This is a genomic window from Hyphobacterium marinum (genome assembly GCF_036330325.1).
GTDB lineage: Bacteria > Pseudomonadota > Alphaproteobacteria > Caulobacterales > Maricaulaceae > Hyphobacterium > Hyphobacterium marinum.
Genome location: NZ_JAZDRO010000007.1, coordinates 20035 through 36970, shown reverse-complemented (window position 1 = coordinate 36970; position 16936 = coordinate 20035). Strand labels below are relative to the sequence as shown.

The 16936-nt window shown below is 64.0% G+C and carries 20 protein-coding genes; 4 read left to right on the top strand and 16 right to left on the bottom strand.

Annotation, left to right across the window (positions count from 1 at the left end):
* Nucleotides 1–60: 60 nt before the first annotated feature.
* Nucleotides 61–666, top strand: coding sequence for a superoxide dismutase (locus V0U35_RS13200; RefSeq protein WP_330197203.1), 606 nt, complete (start codon nucleotides 61–63; stop codon nucleotides 664–666).
* 159 nt (nucleotides 667–825) lie between these two features.
* On the opposite strand, the gene V0U35_RS13195 is transcribed toward V0U35_RS13200, so the two are convergent.
* From V0U35_RS13195 to yajC, 4 genes are all read right to left on the bottom strand, one after another.
* A complete protein-coding gene (locus tag V0U35_RS13195) occupies nucleotides 826–1437 on the bottom strand; it encodes a urate hydroxylase PuuD (protein WP_330197202.1) in 612 nt (203 codons plus the stop codon).
* 62 nt (nucleotides 1438–1499) lie between these two features.
* Entirely contained in the window at nucleotides 1500–2432 is a 933-nt protein-coding gene (gene secF / locus V0U35_RS13190; protein WP_330197201.1) for a protein translocase subunit SecF, read from the bottom strand.
* Nucleotides 2433–2442: 10 nt separating this feature from the next.
* Nucleotides 2443–4089 (bottom strand): protein translocase subunit SecD, encoded by a 1647-nt coding sequence (gene secD, locus V0U35_RS13185; protein ID WP_330197200.1) that lies wholly within the window; start codon nucleotides 4087–4089, stop codon nucleotides 2443–2445.
* 26 nt (nucleotides 4090–4115) lie between these two features.
* Complete coding sequence (gene yajC / locus V0U35_RS13180; protein WP_330197199.1) at nucleotides 4116–4481, bottom strand: preprotein translocase subunit YajC; 366 nt, start codon at nucleotides 4479–4481, stop codon at nucleotides 4116–4118.
* A 180-nt stretch (nucleotides 4482–4661) separates the two neighbouring features.
* Here yajC and bla point away from each other — a divergent pair, with 180 nt between their 5' ends.
* A complete protein-coding gene (gene bla / locus V0U35_RS13175; RefSeq protein ID WP_330197198.1) occupies nucleotides 4662–5573 on the top strand; it encodes a class A beta-lactamase in 912 nt (303 codons plus the stop codon).
* Here the strand turns inward: bla and V0U35_RS13170 are convergent.
* The 12 genes from V0U35_RS13170 to V0U35_RS13115 all read right to left on the bottom strand — a co-directional run bounded on the left by V0U35_RS13170 (nucleotide 5570) and on the right by V0U35_RS13115 (nucleotide 15772).
* A complete protein-coding gene (locus tag V0U35_RS13170) occupies nucleotides 5570–6553 on the bottom strand; it encodes a peptidoglycan DD-metalloendopeptidase family protein (RefSeq protein ID WP_330197197.1) in 984 nt (327 codons plus the stop codon). The genes bla and V0U35_RS13170 overlap by 4 nt on opposite strands.
* 93 nt (nucleotides 6554–6646) lie before the next feature.
* Nucleotides 6647–7291, bottom strand: a complete 645-nt coding sequence (locus tag V0U35_RS13165) for a protein-L-isoaspartate(D-aspartate) O-methyltransferase (RefSeq protein ID WP_330197196.1) — start codon at nucleotides 7289–7291, stop codon at nucleotides 6647–6649.
* Between the two features lie 5 nt (nucleotides 7292–7296).
* The gene (gene surE, locus V0U35_RS13160) at nucleotides 7297–8094 is read right to left on the bottom strand and encodes a 5'/3'-nucleotidase SurE (protein WP_330197195.1); all 798 of its coding nucleotides are present in this window, start codon (nucleotides 8092–8094) and stop codon (nucleotides 7297–7299) included.
* Nucleotides 8091–9368, bottom strand: a complete 1278-nt coding sequence (gene serS / locus V0U35_RS13155) for a serine--tRNA ligase (RefSeq protein WP_330197234.1) — start codon at nucleotides 9366–9368, stop codon at nucleotides 8091–8093. The genes surE and serS overlap by 4 nt, the downstream gene beginning before the upstream one ends.
* A gap of 64 nt (nucleotides 9369–9432) precedes the next feature.
* The gene (gene tatC / locus V0U35_RS13150) at nucleotides 9433–10293 is read right to left on the bottom strand and encodes a twin-arginine translocase subunit TatC (RefSeq protein ID WP_330197194.1); all 861 of its coding nucleotides are present in this window, start codon (nucleotides 10291–10293) and stop codon (nucleotides 9433–9435) included.
* Complete coding sequence (gene tatB, locus V0U35_RS13145) at nucleotides 10286–10705, bottom strand: Sec-independent protein translocase protein TatB (RefSeq protein WP_330197193.1); 420 nt, start codon at nucleotides 10703–10705, stop codon at nucleotides 10286–10288. The genes tatC and tatB overlap by 8 nt, the downstream gene beginning before the upstream one ends.
* Nucleotides 10706–10713: 8 nt before the next feature.
* On the bottom strand, nucleotides 10714–10968 hold the full coding sequence (locus V0U35_RS13140) for a twin-arginine translocase TatA/TatE family subunit (RefSeq protein ID WP_330197192.1): 255 nt from the start codon (nucleotides 10966–10968) through the stop codon (nucleotides 10714–10716).
* An 82-nt stretch (nucleotides 10969–11050) separates the two neighbouring features.
* Nucleotides 11051–11821, bottom strand: a complete 771-nt coding sequence (gene scpB / locus V0U35_RS13135) for an SMC-Scp complex subunit ScpB (protein ID WP_330197191.1) — start codon at nucleotides 11819–11821, stop codon at nucleotides 11051–11053.
* Complete coding sequence (locus tag V0U35_RS13130) at nucleotides 11818–12621, bottom strand: segregation and condensation protein A (RefSeq protein WP_330197190.1); 804 nt, start codon at nucleotides 12619–12621, stop codon at nucleotides 11818–11820. The genes scpB and V0U35_RS13130 overlap by 4 nt, the downstream gene beginning before the upstream one ends.
* The gene (gene nagZ, locus V0U35_RS13125; protein WP_330197189.1) at nucleotides 12618–13631 is read right to left on the bottom strand and encodes a beta-N-acetylhexosaminidase; all 1014 of its coding nucleotides are present in this window, start codon (nucleotides 13629–13631) and stop codon (nucleotides 12618–12620) included. The genes V0U35_RS13130 and nagZ overlap by 4 nt, the downstream gene beginning before the upstream one ends.
* Complete coding sequence (locus tag V0U35_RS13120) at nucleotides 13628–14497, bottom strand: SPOR domain-containing protein (RefSeq protein ID WP_330197188.1); 870 nt, start codon at nucleotides 14495–14497, stop codon at nucleotides 13628–13630. Before V0U35_RS13120 ends, nagZ begins: the two co-directional genes overlap by 4 nt.
* 84 nt (nucleotides 14498–14581) lie before the next feature.
* Nucleotides 14582–15772 (bottom strand): deoxyguanosinetriphosphate triphosphohydrolase, encoded by a 1191-nt coding sequence (locus tag V0U35_RS13115; RefSeq protein ID WP_330197187.1) that lies wholly within the window; start codon nucleotides 15770–15772, stop codon nucleotides 14582–14584.
* 74 nt (nucleotides 15773–15846) lie between these two features.
* Here V0U35_RS13115 and V0U35_RS13110 point away from each other — a divergent pair, with 74 nt between their 5' ends.
* Together V0U35_RS13110 and V0U35_RS13105 are read left to right on the top strand one after the other, a co-directional pair.
* Nucleotides 15847–16179 carry a HesB/IscA family protein gene (locus V0U35_RS13110; protein ID WP_330197186.1) on the top strand — a complete coding sequence of 111 codons (333 nt, stop codon included), beginning with the start codon at nucleotides 15847–15849 and terminating at the stop codon, nucleotides 16177–16179.
* A complete protein-coding gene (locus V0U35_RS13105) occupies nucleotides 16179–16859 on the top strand; it encodes a nitroreductase (protein ID WP_330197185.1) in 681 nt (226 codons plus the stop codon). Before V0U35_RS13110 ends, V0U35_RS13105 begins: the two co-directional genes overlap by 1 nt.
* The last annotated feature ends 77 nt before the right edge of the window (nucleotides 16860–16936 follow it).

The window sequence follows — 16936 nt, the reverse complement described above, 5'->3', positions numbered from 1 at the left end:
AACAGGCCCGGGGCGCACGGTCTCCGGGATGTGGCGACAAGACAAAGAGAGTTATCCACCATGGCCTTCACCCTCCCCGATCTTCCCTATTCCCGCGACGCGCTGGAACCGCATATGTCCGCCCGGACGCTGGAATTCCACCACGGAAAACACCATGCCGGCTATGTGAAGAAACTCAATGACGCCATCGCGGGGACCAAGTTTGACGACATGTCCCTGAAGGACATCATTCGCGAGACCGCCGGAGATGAAGGCCAGTCAGGCATTTTCAATAACGCTGCCCAGACCTGGAACCATACTTTCTTCTGGAATTCGATGAGCCCGGATGGCGGAGGTGAACCGACAGGCGCGCTCGCCGAGGCCATTGCCGCCAGCTTCGGCAGCTTTGACGGCTTCAAGGAAAAATTCTCGAAGGCCGCCGCCGGGCAGTTCGGTTCGGGCTGGGCCTGGCTGGTCGCGAAGGACGGCAAGCTCGTCATTACCACGACCCCGAACGCCGAAACCCCGGTCAGCGAAGAAGGCGTCACCCCGCTCCTCACGCTCGATGTGTGGGAGCACGCCTATTATCTCGATTTCCAGAATGCCCGCCCTAACTTCATCGAGACCTGGCTGAACGAACTCGCCAACTGGGACTTCGCCGCCGACAACTTCGCTGCGGCGGGGTAGAGGGAGGCCGTAGCCCTCCTCTCCCTTGAAGGGAGAGGTGCCGAGCGAATGCGAGGCGGAGAGGGTGGGAAACTCAGACGTTCGGAGTCACCCACCCATTCCGGTCTCGCTGATGCTCGACCACCTTCCCCATCAAGGGGAAGGAGAAATGTGTTGGCCCTACCCGAACAGGGTCTGGGCCCCGGCCATGGCTATCAGCATGGGCAGGGACAGGAGCGTGTTGGTCCGCGAGAACAGCATCGCGGTCCGCGCCGCCTTCGGCTTGGCGTCAGCCTCGGCCTCGACCAGGCCCAACGCGATCTTCTGGTTCGGCCAGATGATGAACCAGACATTGAACGCCATGATCAGAGCGAGCCACATGCCGATCCCGATGAAGGAATAGTTCGGCGAATAATTACCGGCCGCGAGACCGAAGCTAAGCGCTTCGACGAGATAGCCCCGCAGATAGGCGACAAGCAGGCCGGTCAGCACGGTGAAGGCCGCGCCCCAGCGGAACCACCAAAGGGCGGCCGGCGCGATATGCTTGCCGATAGCCGGTTTCAGCTCGTCGGGAATGGACGGCATGGTCGGGATCTGGACGAAGTTGAAATACCAGAGCAGGCCGATCCACATGATGCCGGCCACCACGTGCGACCAGCGCGCCAAGGCCATCCAGAACGCGCCATTGAACCCGATATCGGGATAGGCAAAGGCGTATCCGAACAGGAAGATCGCCGCGAGTGCCAGCGACACAATCACGGTCATGCGAAGATTGGTGAGTATTCCAGCCATGAAGCCCTCCCCGACTCAATAAAGGCCGGGGGAGACTATCAAATCCAGCCGTGCCGTGAAGATCAGTCCGACGATTCCCGCGCCACCTTGGTGACCATCAGGATCGGCGCGGCCACGAAGATGGATGAATACGTCCCCACCGCGACGCCGAAGATCATGGCAAAAGCAAAGCCCTGCAGCGCTGCACCGCCAATGGCCCACAGCGCGAACAGCGCCACGAGCGTGGTCATGGAGGTCAGGATGGTGCGCGACAGCGTGTCATTGATCGAGAGGTTCAACAGCTCAGCCAGTTCCATCTTGCGGAACTTGCGGATGTTCTCGCGGATCCGGTCATAGACGACGACGGTATCATTCATCGAGTAGCCGACAATGGTCAGGATCGCCGCGATGGTCGACAGGTTGAATTCCAGCTGGGTGACCGCGAACATGCCGATGGTCAGGATGACGTCGTGCACGAGCGCCAGGATCGCGCCGACCGAATACTGCCACTCGAACCGGAACCAGATATAGATCAGCATCAACAACAGGGCGACACCGACCGCGAGTGCCCCGGCGCGCTGCAATTCGCCGGACACCTTTGCCCCGAGCACCTCGACGGAGCGGTACTCGACTCCGCCGGGATAGTTGTCATCGAGCGCGGTCTGCAGCCGCTCGCGAGCGGCCTGCTGCGCCTCCTCGGCCTCCAGCCCCTCGCCTTCCTGGGCCTGAACACGGATCAGGACCTCGGTGTCGGAGCCGAAATTCTGGACCTCGACGGCACCCAGATCGAGCCCGCCCGCCAGTTCGCGGATCAGACCGAGATCGGCTGCTTCCTCGGTCTGGATTTCAATGGAAATCCCGCCGGTGAAGTCGATACCAAAGTTCAGCCCGTTGACGAAATACGCGCCGATCGAGCCGATCATCAGGACGGTCGACAGGACGAAGGCGGCAATGCGGCCCTTGACGAAGGGAATGCCTGCCGCGTGCGGAATGTGCTGTACGAGAGCCAGTGACATGGGTCCGTCCTCAGATCGGCAGGGTTTTGGGTTTCACGCCCTTGATCCACATCGCAACGAAGAGGCGCGACAGGAGGAAGGCAGTAAAGACCGAGGTGATGATCCCGATCCCGAGCGTCACGGCGAAGCCGCGCACCGGTCCGGCACCGAGCATGTAAAGCACGGCTGCGGCAATGAAGGTCGTGATGTTGGCATCAAGAATGGCCGACAGGGCTTTCGAATAGCCGGTCTCGACCGCGTTGGCCGGACTTCTCCCGGCGCGGCTTTCTTCCCGTATCCGTTCGAAAATCAGTACGTTGGCATCCACCGCCATACCGATGGTCAGGATGATGCCCGCAATCCCCGGCAGGGTCAGCGTCGCACCGAGCCCGGTCAGCGCGCCGAGGATCAGGATGACGTTGACCAGAAGGGCGGCAGTCGAGAATGCCCCGAACATGCCATAGGCCAGCAGCATGAAGATGATGACAGCAACAAAGCCGACGAGAATGGCGATCTCGCCCTTCTCGATGGAGTCCTGCCCCAGGCCCGGACCGACCGTGCGTTGCTCAACCGGTGTCAGCGAGGCCGGAAGCGCACCGGCTTGCAACAGGATGGCGAGGTCGTTGGCAGTCTCGAAGGTGAAATTCCCCTCGATAATACCCGAGCCACCAATGATCGGGCTGCGGATGACCGGCGCGGAAATGATCACGCCGTCCAGAACGATGGCGAAGCGCTGGCCGACATTCTGCTGGGTGGCGCGGCCAAAGGCCTGCGCGCCGGTCGTGTCGAAAGTAAAAGACACTGCCGGTTGACCGGATTGATTGGTGGTCGATACCGCATTGGTCAGGTTTTCGCCGGAGACCAGCGCACGGCGTTGAACCGCGAGGAAGGGTTCGGCCGGGTTGTCCTGCGGCAGGATTTCCACGCCCGGCGGCGTGCGGCCCTGTCCGTCCGGCCCGATGGACACGGTCGGATCGACCATGTGGAAGCTCATCGCTGCAGTCTGGCCGACCAGATCGATGATGCGCTGCGGATCATTTTCGCCCGGCACCTGGACCAGCACGCGCTGATCGCCCTGCGGTGCGATGGTCGGCTCAGTGGTCCCGGTGGCGTCGATCCGGCGCCGGATGACTTCGACCGACTGCTGCACGGTGCGGCGCTGGACGTCGTCGAGCGCAGCATCGGTGATGGCAATCCGGATCGTGTTTTCCGCCCCATCCCGGCGGATATCAGCGGTCCGCGCCGTGCCGCCGCCCGTCGCCGGGTTGCCGATTGGCTGGGACAGGCGCTGCAGGCGTTCGTAAGCCGGGTCAAGATCGGCCGCATCATTGACGCGGACCACGACCTCGCCACCGACAATGGCCGGACGCGGCGTGATGATCGCCGGGTCCTGGCGCAAGGCGACGCGCGCCTCTTCCAGCAGGCCTTCCAGGCGGTTGGCACGCACCTCTTCCATGTCGACCTCGAAGACGAGGTGCGAACCGCCGCGCAGGTCGAGACCCAGGCGGACGGAGTCATGGGGCAGGAATCGCCACACGCCCTGCGCCTCCTCGGTCACCTCTCCATTGCGCATTTCAAAGCGCTGGCTTTCCGGCACCAGGTTCGGCACCGCATACAGCAGCCCGATCGCGATGACCGCGAAAATGAAAAGCAGTTTCCAGCGCGCGAAATACAGCATGACGGGGCCGTCCTGCGGTTAGAGGATCAGGATTTGGTGACGGTCGTCTTGGTGTCGTTGGCCGCCTTCGGCGCGGTGCGGGACCGCACGTCGGCGAGCGTGGCTTTCAGCACCTGGACCTTGATGTCCTTGGCGATTTCCAGCGTCACTTCGGTATCGGTGACCTTGGTCACCTTGCCGATCATACCACCCTGGGTAACGACTTCGTCGCCACGTGTGACGGCTTCGACCATCGCCCGGTGTTCCTTCATCCGCTTTTGCTGCGGGCGGATCAGGAGAAAGTAAAAGACCGCGATGATGAGGGCGAACATCGGCAGCTGCAGCAGCAGGCCTTCCATCCCTCCACCGGCGGCGGCTCCGCCCGATGCGGCGTACGCGGTAGCTTCAAACATGGTCCATCCCTCGTGTGTTCCAGGCGGGCTTTGAAAAGAGTCGCGGGACTATATCGGGGCGCGCCCGCGTTGCAACAAGGGGAAGCGGTATGCCCCGCTTCGGCCATCTTCCCGTTTTCTCATGCAGGACGGGGAATTTGGGGGCGAATATTTCACACCGGGGAAGAGGGAGACCCGATCTTGAAACATTCGACCGGACCGTCACGGCGCACCGTGGTGACGGCAATTTGCCTTGTTCCGCTGGCAGGCTGTACGCGTGAGAACGCCACCGCCACCGTTGAGAGCCACTCCGCGCTCAGCCTGATTTTCGAGGATATCGAGAACCGGAGCGGTGGCCGCATCGGCGTCGCCGTGCTCGACACCGACACCGGACGCAGCGCAGGCCACCGCGCCGACGAGCGCTTCGCCGTGTGCTCGACCTTCAAATGGCTGCTCGCTGCCGCTGTCCTGCGACGCGTTGAGAGCGGGGACGAACGTCTCGACCGCCTTATCACCTATACGGCTGACGATCTCGTCTTCTATTCGCCAGTGACCGAGGACCACACCGATACCGGCATGACGGTGGAGGCGCTGTGTTCCGCAACCGTGCGCACCAGTGACAACACCGCCGCGAACCTGCTGCTCGACACGATGGGCGGGCCGGACGGCTTCACCGCTATCGTTCGAGAATTCGGCGATACGGAAACACGACTCGACCGCTACGAGCCGGAGATGAACGAGAATCTTCCCGGCGATCCGCGTGATACCTCAACACCCCGGGCGATGCTGGAGACGATGAACAGGCTTCTCTTCGGTGATGTTCTGAGTACGGAGTCGCGGGAGCTGTTGCGCGGCTGGATGATCGCTGCGTCCACCGGCATGCGGCGGCTTCGCGCGGGACTCCCTGACGGCTGGATTGCCGGCGACAAAACTGGCACCAGTTCAAACGATCAGAGCAATGACGCCGCCTTCGCCTATCCGGTCTCGCCGGAAGAGCGTGGCCCGCTTCTGATTGTCAGCTATCTGAATGTCCCAGGCCCGACGGAACGGACAACCGACGCCTTTCATGCGGAAATTGCCCGCGCCGTCACGGTGGAGTTCGGCCTGGCCTAGCTGCCCGGCAGGTGCCGCATCGGGTCTTCCGGGGTCGTGTTGCGCCGGATCTCGAAATGCAGCTGGGGTGAGTCCACCGTCCCGGTCGATCCGGCTTCCGCGATGATCTGCCCCGCGGTGACCTGCTCGCCCTCGCTGACGCGAAGCCGGGAGTTATGGGCGTAGGCCGTCACCCAGCCGCCCTCATGGCGAATGAGGACCAGTTCGCCATAACCGGCCAGCTCATTGCCGGCATAGACGACCTGCCCGGCGGCCGAGGCCCGGATGGAGTCACCTTCATTGGCACGAATATTCACGCCGTCATTGCGGCGGCCGTCCGGCTTGGGCCCAAATTCGGAGATGACCTCACCACGCAGCGGCCAGGCGAATGTGACCGGACCGGAACTGGCGCGCGGGGGCGGATCATTGTCCGGCAGCGTCGGCGGTCCCGACCGTGCCGGTGCCTGCCGTGGCGGCGGCGTTGTCGTCGTTGAGGGCCGCGAAGTCGACGGGCGCGATGTTCGCGGTGTGTCATTCGATGCCGTACGCACAGGCTGTGCCCCGTTCGGAAGGCGGAGCTCCTGTCCGATCTCGATCTCATAGGGCGCGCGAAGCCCGTTGTGGGCTGCGAGCTCGCGGAAATCGAGCCCGTAGCGAAGTCCTATCCGGTAGAGATTCTCTCCGCGCTGAACGACATGAACCGGCGGGCGCGGCATGCGCAGCACCTGGCCGGCGCGTAGCGTATAGGGGGCGCTGAGGCCGTTCGCCGCCGCGAGGTCGCGCAGCGAAACATCACAGGCTTCCGCGATTTCGGATGCCGTGTCGCCGGGCTGGACGCGGTATTCCGATCCCGGCGCACAGGTCGGCTGATAGGATTGCTGCGGCGCGCGCGTCAGATCGCGGTGATCAATACGCGCAAGCGAACTCGGCGCGCGGTTGGCGCACGCGCTCAGCAGCACGGCTGCTAACACCAGAATGGAGATGCGCGCCATTTCGCGCATGGCCGGTCCTCCAGGCCATTGCCCGACTTACAGCGACACAGGAAACCTCAACAAGGCTTAACCGTCGGTTAGCCATCTTCGGCCTTGGCGAAATTAAAGCGAGCGGGCCTGCCCCTTGACCAGCGGCACGAAGCGCACATCGAAGAGCGCGGTCTCGGTCACGCCATTCGCAGTCTTCTCGTAGCGATAGAGCGTCTGCCCGCCGCCTTCACGGTCCACCGGGACGACGGCGAGACCACCGGCTTTCAACTGGTCCAACAGTCCGTCGGGCCGTTCCGGTGCGGCGGCGGTGACGATGATCCGGTCGAACGGCGCCTGTTCCGGCCAGCCGAGCGAGCCGTCCCCGACGCGGGTGACAATGTTGGTCAGCTTCAGCGCCGCAAAGCGCGCCTCGGCCTCGCGCGCCAGCGTGCGGTAGCGTTCCACCGTGTAAACGCGGCGCGCCAGCCGGGCGAGGATCGCGGCCTGGTAACCCGACCCGGTGCCGATCTCGAGCACTTTACAGCGGTCATCGAGCTTCAGGGCCTGGGTCATGTGACCGACAACATGGGGCTGGCTGATCGTCTGCCCGCAGTCGATGGGCAGCGCCCGGTCGTCATAGGCATGTTCGGCAAAGCCCTGCGGCACGAACAGGTCGCGCGGCGTACGCTCGATCGCACCCAACGTCTTTGCATCGCTGATCCCGCCGCCGCGCAGCGCCATGACGAGCTGGATCATGCGGGGATCGGGACCGGCCATGGCGGCTATTCCCGGGGCGGCGCGCCGCCCAGAAGGCCGCGCAATTCGTGGTGGGTTTCCATGTGGGTCAGATCGACATGCAGCGGCGTGACCGATATCCGCCCTTCCATGACCGCGTGCAAATCATCACCGGCTTCGGGGCTTTGCGGCAGGCCTCGAAAGCCGATCCAGTAATAATCGACGCCGCGCGGATCGGTCCGCTTCTCGGCATGGACGATATCCTGGTTGCGCCGGCCCTGACGCGTGACTTCCACCTCACGCACCTCTTCCGGTGGGCGGTCAGGGAAGTTGATGTTGATCAGCACATCCTCCGGCCAACCCGCCTTCATCAGCTTGCGCACGATGGGCGCGCCGAACGTCTCGGCGGTTTCCCATTTCAACGTCGCACCGGCCTGCCAGGAATAGGCCTGACTGAGCGCAATGGAGGGAATGCCGAGCTGCATGCCCTGCATCGCGCCCGCGACTGTGCCCGAGAAAGTGACGTCCTCGGCGATGTTCGCGCCGCGGTTCACACCGGACAGGACGAGATCGGGCTTTTTGCCAGGAATGAGGTCCTGAATGCCCATCAGCACCGCGTCGGTCGGCGTGCCGGTGACGGCAAATTCGCGCTCGCCGGTCTGCCGTACGCGCAGCGGATCATGAAGCGTCAGCGACCGCCCGGCCCCGGACTGTTCTTCGGCCGGCACACAGGTCCACACATCATCGGACAGGGCGGCGGCAATCCGCTGCAGCGACTTCAAGCCGCGCGCGCGCACTCCATCGTCATTGGTCAGGAGGATGCGGGGATTGTCAGGAAAGCTCATTTCGCCAGCCGCTCCTGCCCGCCCATATAGGGGCGCAGCGCGTCGGGGATGCTGATCGAGCCGTCGGCATTCTGGTGGTTTTCCATGACGGCCAGCATGGCCCGACCGACCGCAACGCCTGATCCGTTCAGCGTGTGCAGGAATTCGGGTTTCTTCTCACCCTCGCGGCGGAAGCGCGCATTCATGCGGCGGGCCTGGAAGTCTCCGCAGTTCGAACAGGACGAAATCTCGCGATACGTGTCCTGGCTCGGCAGCCAGACTTCGAGATCGTAGGTGCGCTTGGCCGAGAAGCCCATATCGCCTGTCGACAGCAGCATGGTGCGGTACGGCAGTTCAAGACGTTTGAGGACTTCCTCGGCGCAGCCCGTCATCCGGTCGAGCTCTTCAGCCGAGTCCTCGGGCCGCACGATCGAGACCATCTCCACCTTGTGGAACTGGTGCATGCGGATGAGACCGCGCGTATCGCGGCCCGCCGAGCCGGCTTCAGCCCGAAAACAGGGCGTGAAGGCCGTCATGCGCAGCGGCAACTCCGCTTCGCTCTGGATCGCCTCGCGTACCAGATTGGTCAGCGGCACTTCGGCCGTCGGGATCAGCCAGCGATCATCCGTGGTCCGGAACTGGTCCTCGGCGAATTTCGGCAACTGGCCGGTCCCGAAGAGGGCGTCGCTGCGCACCAGATAGGGCGGGCTGACCTCGGTATAGCCGTGCTCACCCGTGTGCAGGTCGAGCATGAATTGCGCGAGCGCGCGTTCAAGGCGCGCTAGACCGCCCTGCAGAACTGCAAAGCGCGCACCCGACATGGCGGCGGCGCGTTCGAAATCGAGCTGCCCCAGCCCTTCACCCAGATCGACATGGTCCCTGGCCGTAAAGCCCAGATCGCGCGGCTCGCCCCAGCGGCGGACTTCTTCATTGGCCGCTTCGTCTTCACCCAGGGGCACACCGTCTTCGGGCAGGTTCGGGATGCCGGCAAGATGCTGGTTCAGCGCCTCGGTGAAGTGGCGCGCTTCTTCGCCCGACTCTTCGAGGACGGTTTTCAGCCGGTCGACCTCGGCGCGCAGGCGTTCGAATTCCGCCTCGTCGCCCTTGGCCTTCGCCGCGCCAATCTGCTTTGACAACGCATTGCGGCCCGTCTCGGCCTCCTGCTGGCGGGAGAGCGCATCGCGGCGCTTCGCATCGAGGTCGATCAGATCGTCGGCCTGGGCCGGAAGGAAACGCGTCTTCAGCCCGGCGTCGAATGCGGCCGGGTTGTCGCGGATGGCGCGGATGTCATGCATGGGTCTGGCCTGTCGTGATGTGTTGGCCGGGTGATAGCGGCGCGCAGCGCGCATGACAACGGGGTCAGGCCTTGCCCGTATCTTCGCTCTCTTCTTCGGGTTTGCGCTGGACCAGCATCACGCCCCAGATCGAGAGGCCATAAAGACCCATCAGCGCCGAACCGAGAATGATCTGGCTGATCGGGTCGGGCGGTGTGACGAAGGCCGCGAAGGCAAAAATGCCCACGAGCGCATATTTCCAGAACCCGATGAGCTGTTTCGCCCTCACGATGCCGGCCTTGGCGAGAAGCATCAGAAGGACAGGCAGCTGGAAGCTGATCCCGAAGGCGAGGATCATCGTCGTGACAAGATTGAGATAATCGGACACACGGGTCAGCAGCTGGATGGTCGCCACCCCGTCCCCGCCGGTCTGCTCCTGGTTCAGCGCGAAGCGCATCACGAAAGGCAGGACGAAGTAGTAGACAAAGGACGCCCCCGCCGCGAACAGGACCGGTGCAGCGACCAGGAATGGCGCGAACGCGCCCCGCTCATTTCGGTAAAGCCCCGGAGCCACAAAGGCGTAGAGCTGAAAAACGATCATCGGGAAGGCAAGGATAATCCCGCCGAAAAGGGCCAGCTTGACCTTCACGAAGAAAAATTCGAGCGGCGCGGTGTAGATCAGCTCCAGCTGCAGATCGCCGGTCCGGACCCGCGCAGCGGCGTTCTCGAACGGAACCAGCAGGAAATTGTAGATCTGCTCGGCGAATATGAAGCAGATGATGAAGCCGACGAGGATCGACGCGACCGCCCAGATTAGCCGGCGCCGCAATTCCTTCAGGTGATCGAGCAGCGGCGCGCGCGAGGCCTCGACCTCGTCGCCCTCGGCCTCCGGCTTCGAAATCGGTTTCGCCAAAGGCTTTGAATGGGGCTTGGACGTCTCACTCATCTTCCGGGGCCCCGGTCTTGATCTTTTTGTCCGGCTGTTCGGCTTCCGGGCGCGGCGGAGCGATGGAATTGGCAGACGCCTCGTCTGCCGCGAGATCGGCCGCGGCCTTGATCTTGTCGGCCTTCACCTCGGCGGGAGACCGCAGATCGCGTTCCATGTCGCGCAATTCCTTGCGCACGTCCGCAACCGGGTTGGCCTCCTTCAGGGCATTGATTTCCTTGCGTAGGTCTTCGAGTTCGGACTCGCGGCCCATCTCGTCGAAACTGCGCTGGAAGTCCTTGGCCATGTTGCGCGCCTGGCCGACCAGGCGGCCGACCGTACGCATCATTTTCGGAAGGTCCTTGGGACCCACGATGATGATCGCCAGGATGGCGAGTACGAAGAGTTCGCCGCCGCCGAAACCGATATTCATGGTTTCAACTAGCTCCTGCGGGTTTCTTCCTCACGCGCCGCAGATCCGGTGGACGCGCTGTCAGAGGACGGGATCTCGCCACTGGAAGATGCACTGCCGCTATCCCCCTCGCCCTCGTTTTCCTCGTTGTCCTTCAGGCCCTTGCGGAAGCTGGTAATGCCGCGCGCGAAATCGCCCATGATGGCGGAAATCTTGCCGCGCCCGCCAAACAGGATCAGCACGATCACGAGGACGAGAAGAATCTGCCAGATGCCCGGTGCCATTTTGGTCTCCGCTTTTCCCTTGCCTGACGCTTAATCCATCCCGGCGCGCGCGTCCAACGCGACACTCACGCGCGGGGCGGATTTAGTTCTCCTCACCTTCGTCCCCATCGAGATAATCGACATGGAAAAGGTGGCCATCCGCTTCCGGGTCGAGCGGGTCTTCCTCCTCGCCGCCCGGCCGGGCCGGGTCGGGGATGGAAAAGCCCGGCGGCAAGCGCGAATCGAGCAGGCCCGCGGCTTTCAGGTCCGAGACGCCCGGCAAATCGCCGATCGAGGCGAGGCCGAAATAATCAAGGAAAGCTTCCGTCGTGCCATAGGTGACCGGCCGGCCCGGCGTACGGCGACGGCCGCGCGGGCGGATCCAGCGTAACTCGAACAGCAGGTCGAGCGTGCCCTTGGACACCGCAACGCCCCGGATTTCCTCGATCTCGGCGCGCGTCACGGGCTGGTGGTAGGCGATGATGGCAAGCGTCTCCAGCGCCGCATCGGACAACCGGCGCGGTTCTTCCCGGATTTCTGCCAGCAGGCCGGCCAGGTCCGGAGCGGTCTCGAACCGCCAGCGGCCACCGACCTCCGAGAGCCGGACGCCCCGGTTTTCATACTCCCCGGCCAGGGTCGCCAGCAGCGCCTCGATATCCGTCTCGGCGGGCAGGCGTGATTGCAGGGTTTCAACGTCGAGCGGTTCGGAGGCTGCAAACAGCAGCGCTTCCAGCCGGCGCAAACGCTGGCGCTCGGCATCGACGGCAAGCCGCGGCCCCGCCTCGTCACTGCCGGTCTCGGTCGCGCCCTGGTGTTCGGCGCGGGCGCGCAACTTCGCGATGGCTTCAGTGATCGGATCGGGCGTGTCAGTCATTGTGGTTTCTTCTCGTCGCGGCCACGCACCTTGATCGGCGCAAAGGCCTTGTCCTGGCGCAGTTCGGCGCGACCCTCCTTGGTCACTTCCAGGGCGGCAAGCGTCGAGCTTGCCAGCACCGACCGGCGCGGAGGCGGATCGGAACCCAGCTCGCGGGCCTCGGGCAGAATGTCTTCCAGATTGCGCCAATCGCGTATTTCCGGCAGCAGTGTTTCCAGCCGCTCGCGCGCTGTCTCCAGCCCGTAAACCTTGGGCAGGTTCGGCTTGTAATCGTGGCGCATCCGCGATTGCCGCCGTGTGGCATAGGCACGCAGAAGATCGTGCAGATCGGCCTCGTATTTCGCCGCCCGCAGCGTGCGCACGCCTTCTGGCGCACCGCGAACGAACAGGTCGCGTTTCAAGAGATCGCGCTGGAACAGGCCTTCGGCCGCCAGCCGCATGGCTTCAAGGCGGCGCAGGCGAAACGCCAGAGACGCGGCGAGCGCTTCGGGTTCCGGCTCGTCGTCCTTGACCGGCTTGGGCAGCAGGAGGCGGGATTTCAGATAGGCGAGCCAGCTCGCCATGACGAGATATTCCGCCGCCAGGTCGAGCCGCTTGCGCCGCGCCTCGGCAACGAAGGTTAGATACTGCTCGGCGAGCTCGAGGATCGAGATTTTCGCCAGGTCCACCTTCTTCTTGCGGGCCAGCGCCAGAAGCAGGTGAAGCGGGCCTTCATAGCCGTCGACATCGACAATCAGCGCCTCGTCGTCGGCATCTTCGGCGGCCTTGAACGGCAGGTCCTCCTCGAACTCCTCGGTCACGACACCGCACTCATCAGCTCTTCGAGACGAGCCAGCCCCGCCTTGGCATCAAAAGTCTCCGGCGTTCGCCGCACCGCAGCCGCAGCATCGGCCCGGCGTAGCGGGTCACCCGACAGGGTTGGGATAATGTCGGCCAGTTCGATCATTTCCCGGCGCACACCATTGCAGTGCAGGACCATGTCGCAGCCCGCTCCGAGTGCGCGTTCGGCCCGGCTCGACAACGTGCCGGAGAGCGCCTTCATCGAGAGATCGTCGGTCATCACCAGGCCATCATAACCGATCGACCCGCGAATAACCGAAGCGATCATTTCCGATGACAGCGTCGCCGGATCATCGGGGTCGATGTCGGCATAGACGACATGGGCCGTCATCGCCATCGGCGCGTCGTTGAGGGCCCGGAAGGGCGCAAAATCGGTCGCTTCCAGCGTCTCGCGCGGCGTGTCGACGCGCGGCAGCGCGAGATGACTGTCCGCGTCGGCGCGGCCATGGCCGGGAATGTGCTTGATGACCGAGGCGACGCCGCCTGCATGCAAGCCGTCCATCGCAGCGCGGCCCAGCGCGGCGATCACGTCCGGGTCAGTCCCGTAAGAGCGGTCACCGATGATCGCATCCGCCCCGTCGATCTGGAGATCTAGACAGGGTGCGCAGTCGGCATCGATCCCGCTGGCACGGAGTTCGTGAGCGATAAGGCGGTGATTGAGCCGGACCGCTTCAAGCCCCGCCTCTCTATCCCTGGCGTAGAGCGCGCCGAATTCACCGGCTGGCGGGGCCTGCCGCCAGGTCGGGGGTTTCAGGCGCTGAACGCGTCCGCCTTCCTGGTCGATGAAGACCGGCGCGTCACGTCCGACCGCATCGCGCAGAGCAACACACAGGCGAGCGAGCTGTTTGGGGCTTTCGACATTGCGCGCGAAGAGGATAAAGCCCCAGGGCGCGGCGTCACGGAAGAAGGCCTTCTCGTTCGCGTCCAGCTCCGGACCGGAGAGGCCGTAGATCGCCGCGCTGACACTCATCGGCGCGCGACGAAACAGTCCTGCCCGCGATCCTGCAGGCTGGAACAATAGGCCGAGGCGTCATCGCGCGAGCCAAAGGCCGCAATGCGCAGGCGGTGATAGGTTCCGCGCCCCTCGATCTCGGCGGACTGGATGTCCGGGCTGACCCCGCTGGCGACACCGGAATGGCGGGAAATGAAATTGACCCACGCCTCTTCGGCCTCACCCTCGCTGCGGAAGGAGCCGATCTGGACAACCCAGTCTCCGCCTTCCACCGCTGCGATGGACGCGGTCCGGACCGGTGGCGGGTCATCCGTCTCGACCGGTTGGGGCGTAGGCGTGGACGTATCTGGAGTCGTTGTTTCGGGCCGGGATTGGACCTCGGGCGTCCGTATTGGGGTGTCGTCAACCGGCGGATCGAGCCGGACCGGCGTATCATCCACCTCGGCACCGGCCGAATCGTCGATCGGATCATCGACTTCATCGGGCGACATGGTCTCGACCTGCAGGCCGGGACGGGTCGCGCCGTCCATCGGCTCTTCCGGGCCCGGGCGCGGCGTCGCATCGCCGGTATCGTCGCCCTCGCCTTCGAGAAGGTCATAGGCGCTGATGTCGAGATCGGGCGTTTCCTCGCCGCCCGGATCGGCCGGGCGTTCGCGATAGGGTTCGGCATCGGCCAGGATGCGCGGGGCGGCTTCGCGTCCGCCTTCCCGGATGCCTTGCCGATAGGCGCTCCACACGACACCGACGAACAACACGAAGACGGCGGCGGCCGCCGTCAGCAGCAGCGGGCCGCGCCGGGAGTCGTCGCGGGCGTCGAACGTGTCGTCCTCGTCGGCGGGCGGAACATAGGCTCCGCGGCGGCGTTCGGTGTCGCGTTCCGTCATGGCGTGGTGTCAGTCCCGTCGCTGGCCGCGAATCGCGGCGCGTTCCTTTAACGATAGCATTCCTTGGCACCGAAAACGGGCTGCTTAGAAATAGCCCTGTACGGTAAACAGGCGGCGATGTTCCTCCAGAGCGTACCGGTCTGTCATCCCCGCAATGTAGTCGCAGACCAGCCGGGCCAGTTCCTGCGATCCCGGCTCACCGGCCCGCAGCCGGTAGCTGGTCGGCAGCAGTTTTGGATCTTCCAGGAAAAGTGCAAACAGTTCCCGAATGACCCGCTCGGCCTGGGCCATCATCCGGTTGACCTTGTAGTGCCGGTACATGTTCTCGAAGAGATGGCTGCGCAGGGCCGCTAGCGCCCCGACCATGTCAGCTGAGAAGGCCACCATCTCAAGGCCGGCCTGCCGCACAGCCTCGGCACTCTCAGGACGTGCCGCATCAAGCCGCTTGCGCGTCTCGGCCAGCACGTCCTCGACCATCACGCCGATCAGGTCACGGACAGCCTCAAGCGTCACGATGGCCTCACTCGCCTCGGGGAAGCGCGCGCGGCAGTCACGGATGATCGGCCCCACCACCGGCAATTCGGCGAGTGCATCGATATCGAGCAGGCCGGCGCGCAGCCCGTCGTCGATATCGTGATTGTTGTAGGCAATATCGTCGGCCAGCGCGGCGATTTGCGCCTCCACCCCGGCAAAGGTGTTGAGGTCCAGCGAGCGCCAGTCCTCATAGGCCCGGATCGCCCAGGGCAGATCGTCTTCGCTGGTCGCCGCATTGATCAGCGGACCGTTGTGCTTGACCACGCCTTCCAGCGTCTCCCAGGTCAGATTGAGTCCCGGGAAGGCCGCGTAGCGGCGCTCGATATCGGTAATGACGCGCAGCGTATGGGCGTTGTGATCGAACCCTCCGAACAGAGTCATGCATTCCGCCAGCGCACGCTCACCGGCGTGACCGAAGGGCGGATGACCGAGATCGTGCGCCAGCGCCAGCGCCTCGGCGAGGTCCTCGTCGACATCAAGGACGCGGGCGATGGTCCGGGCGATTTGTGAAACCTCAAGCGAATGGGTCAGCCGCGTGCGGTAGTGGTCGCCTTCATGGGCGACGAAAACCTGCGTCTTCTCCTTCAAACGCCGGAAGGCGGTTGCGTGGATGATGCGGTCGCGGTCGCGCTGGAACGCATTGCGGGTCGCGCTTTCGGCCTGAGGATAGAATCGCCCGCGCGAACGCGACGGGTGGTTGGCATAGGGCGCACGGTTGCGGTCGGTCGCGCCGATACTCATGCGGGGGGTCTTTTCGTGACGGCCATGGGCGTCCATATATCCCCTGTCGCCACGATACGGAACCGATACTGCCCATGAGCGAACCGACCATCGCCCTCACCGAAGACGCCGCACGCCAGATCAAGGCGATCATCGCGGCCCAGACCGAAGCCAGACTCTTGCGCGTATCGGTCATTGGCGGCGGCTGTTCGGGCTTTTCCTACAAATTCGATCTCGAAAGCCAAACGGCCGAGGACGATCTGATCCTGGAGCGAGACGGCGCGCGCGTCGCCATCGACCCGGATTCGGTGCCCTTCCTTGATGGCTCGAAGATCGACTATGTCGACGAGCTTCTGGGTGCAGCCTTCAAGATCGACAATCCCAATGCGGTCGCCGCCTGCGGCTGTGGCGTCAGCTTCACGATTTGATGGAAGTGCGCGACGCGCTGCGTGCGCGCTACTCGGCCCGCGCCTTTCTCGATACACCCGTCAGCGAGGAAACGATCCGCGCCATCCTCGCCGATGCGGCCCGCGCGCCGTCGGGCGGCAATCTCCAGCCCTGGTTGGTCAATGTCGTGACGGGCAAGGCCCGCAGGGCTGTCATCGACGCCGTGCAGGCAAAGATCGCCGCTGATCCGTTTGGCGATGAACATCCTTTCCCGGTTTATCCGGAAAAACTGTGGGAGCCTTACCGCTCCCGGCGCTTTGACCTCGGCGAGCAGATGTATGCCGCCATCGGCATTCCGCGTGAGAACAAGCCGGCGCGCCTCGCCCACCTGATGCGCAATCTCGATTTCTTTGGTGCGCCGATGGGACTCATTTTCTCACTCGACCGCAAGATGAACCCGAACCAGTGGGCCCATCTCGGCATGTTCATGCTGGCGGTATCGCTGGCGGCGCAGGACCGCGGTCTCGCCACCTGCATGCAGGAAGCCTGGACGCGGTTCAGCGAGACGCTGCGCGTCGCGCTGAAACTGCCCGAAGACCGCATCGTCTATTGCGGCATGGCGCTCGGCTTTGCCGATACGGACGCGCCCATCAATCAGTGGCGCAGCGAGCGCGCGGACGTCGATGAATTCGCAAAATTCGAAGGATTCGGGAAACCATAAATCGAGATTCCGGCACCCCTAGGCGGCCTTTGGCGTTACTGTGGCAACCCGCGCGAATACGGGAGGTGTCGAGACGC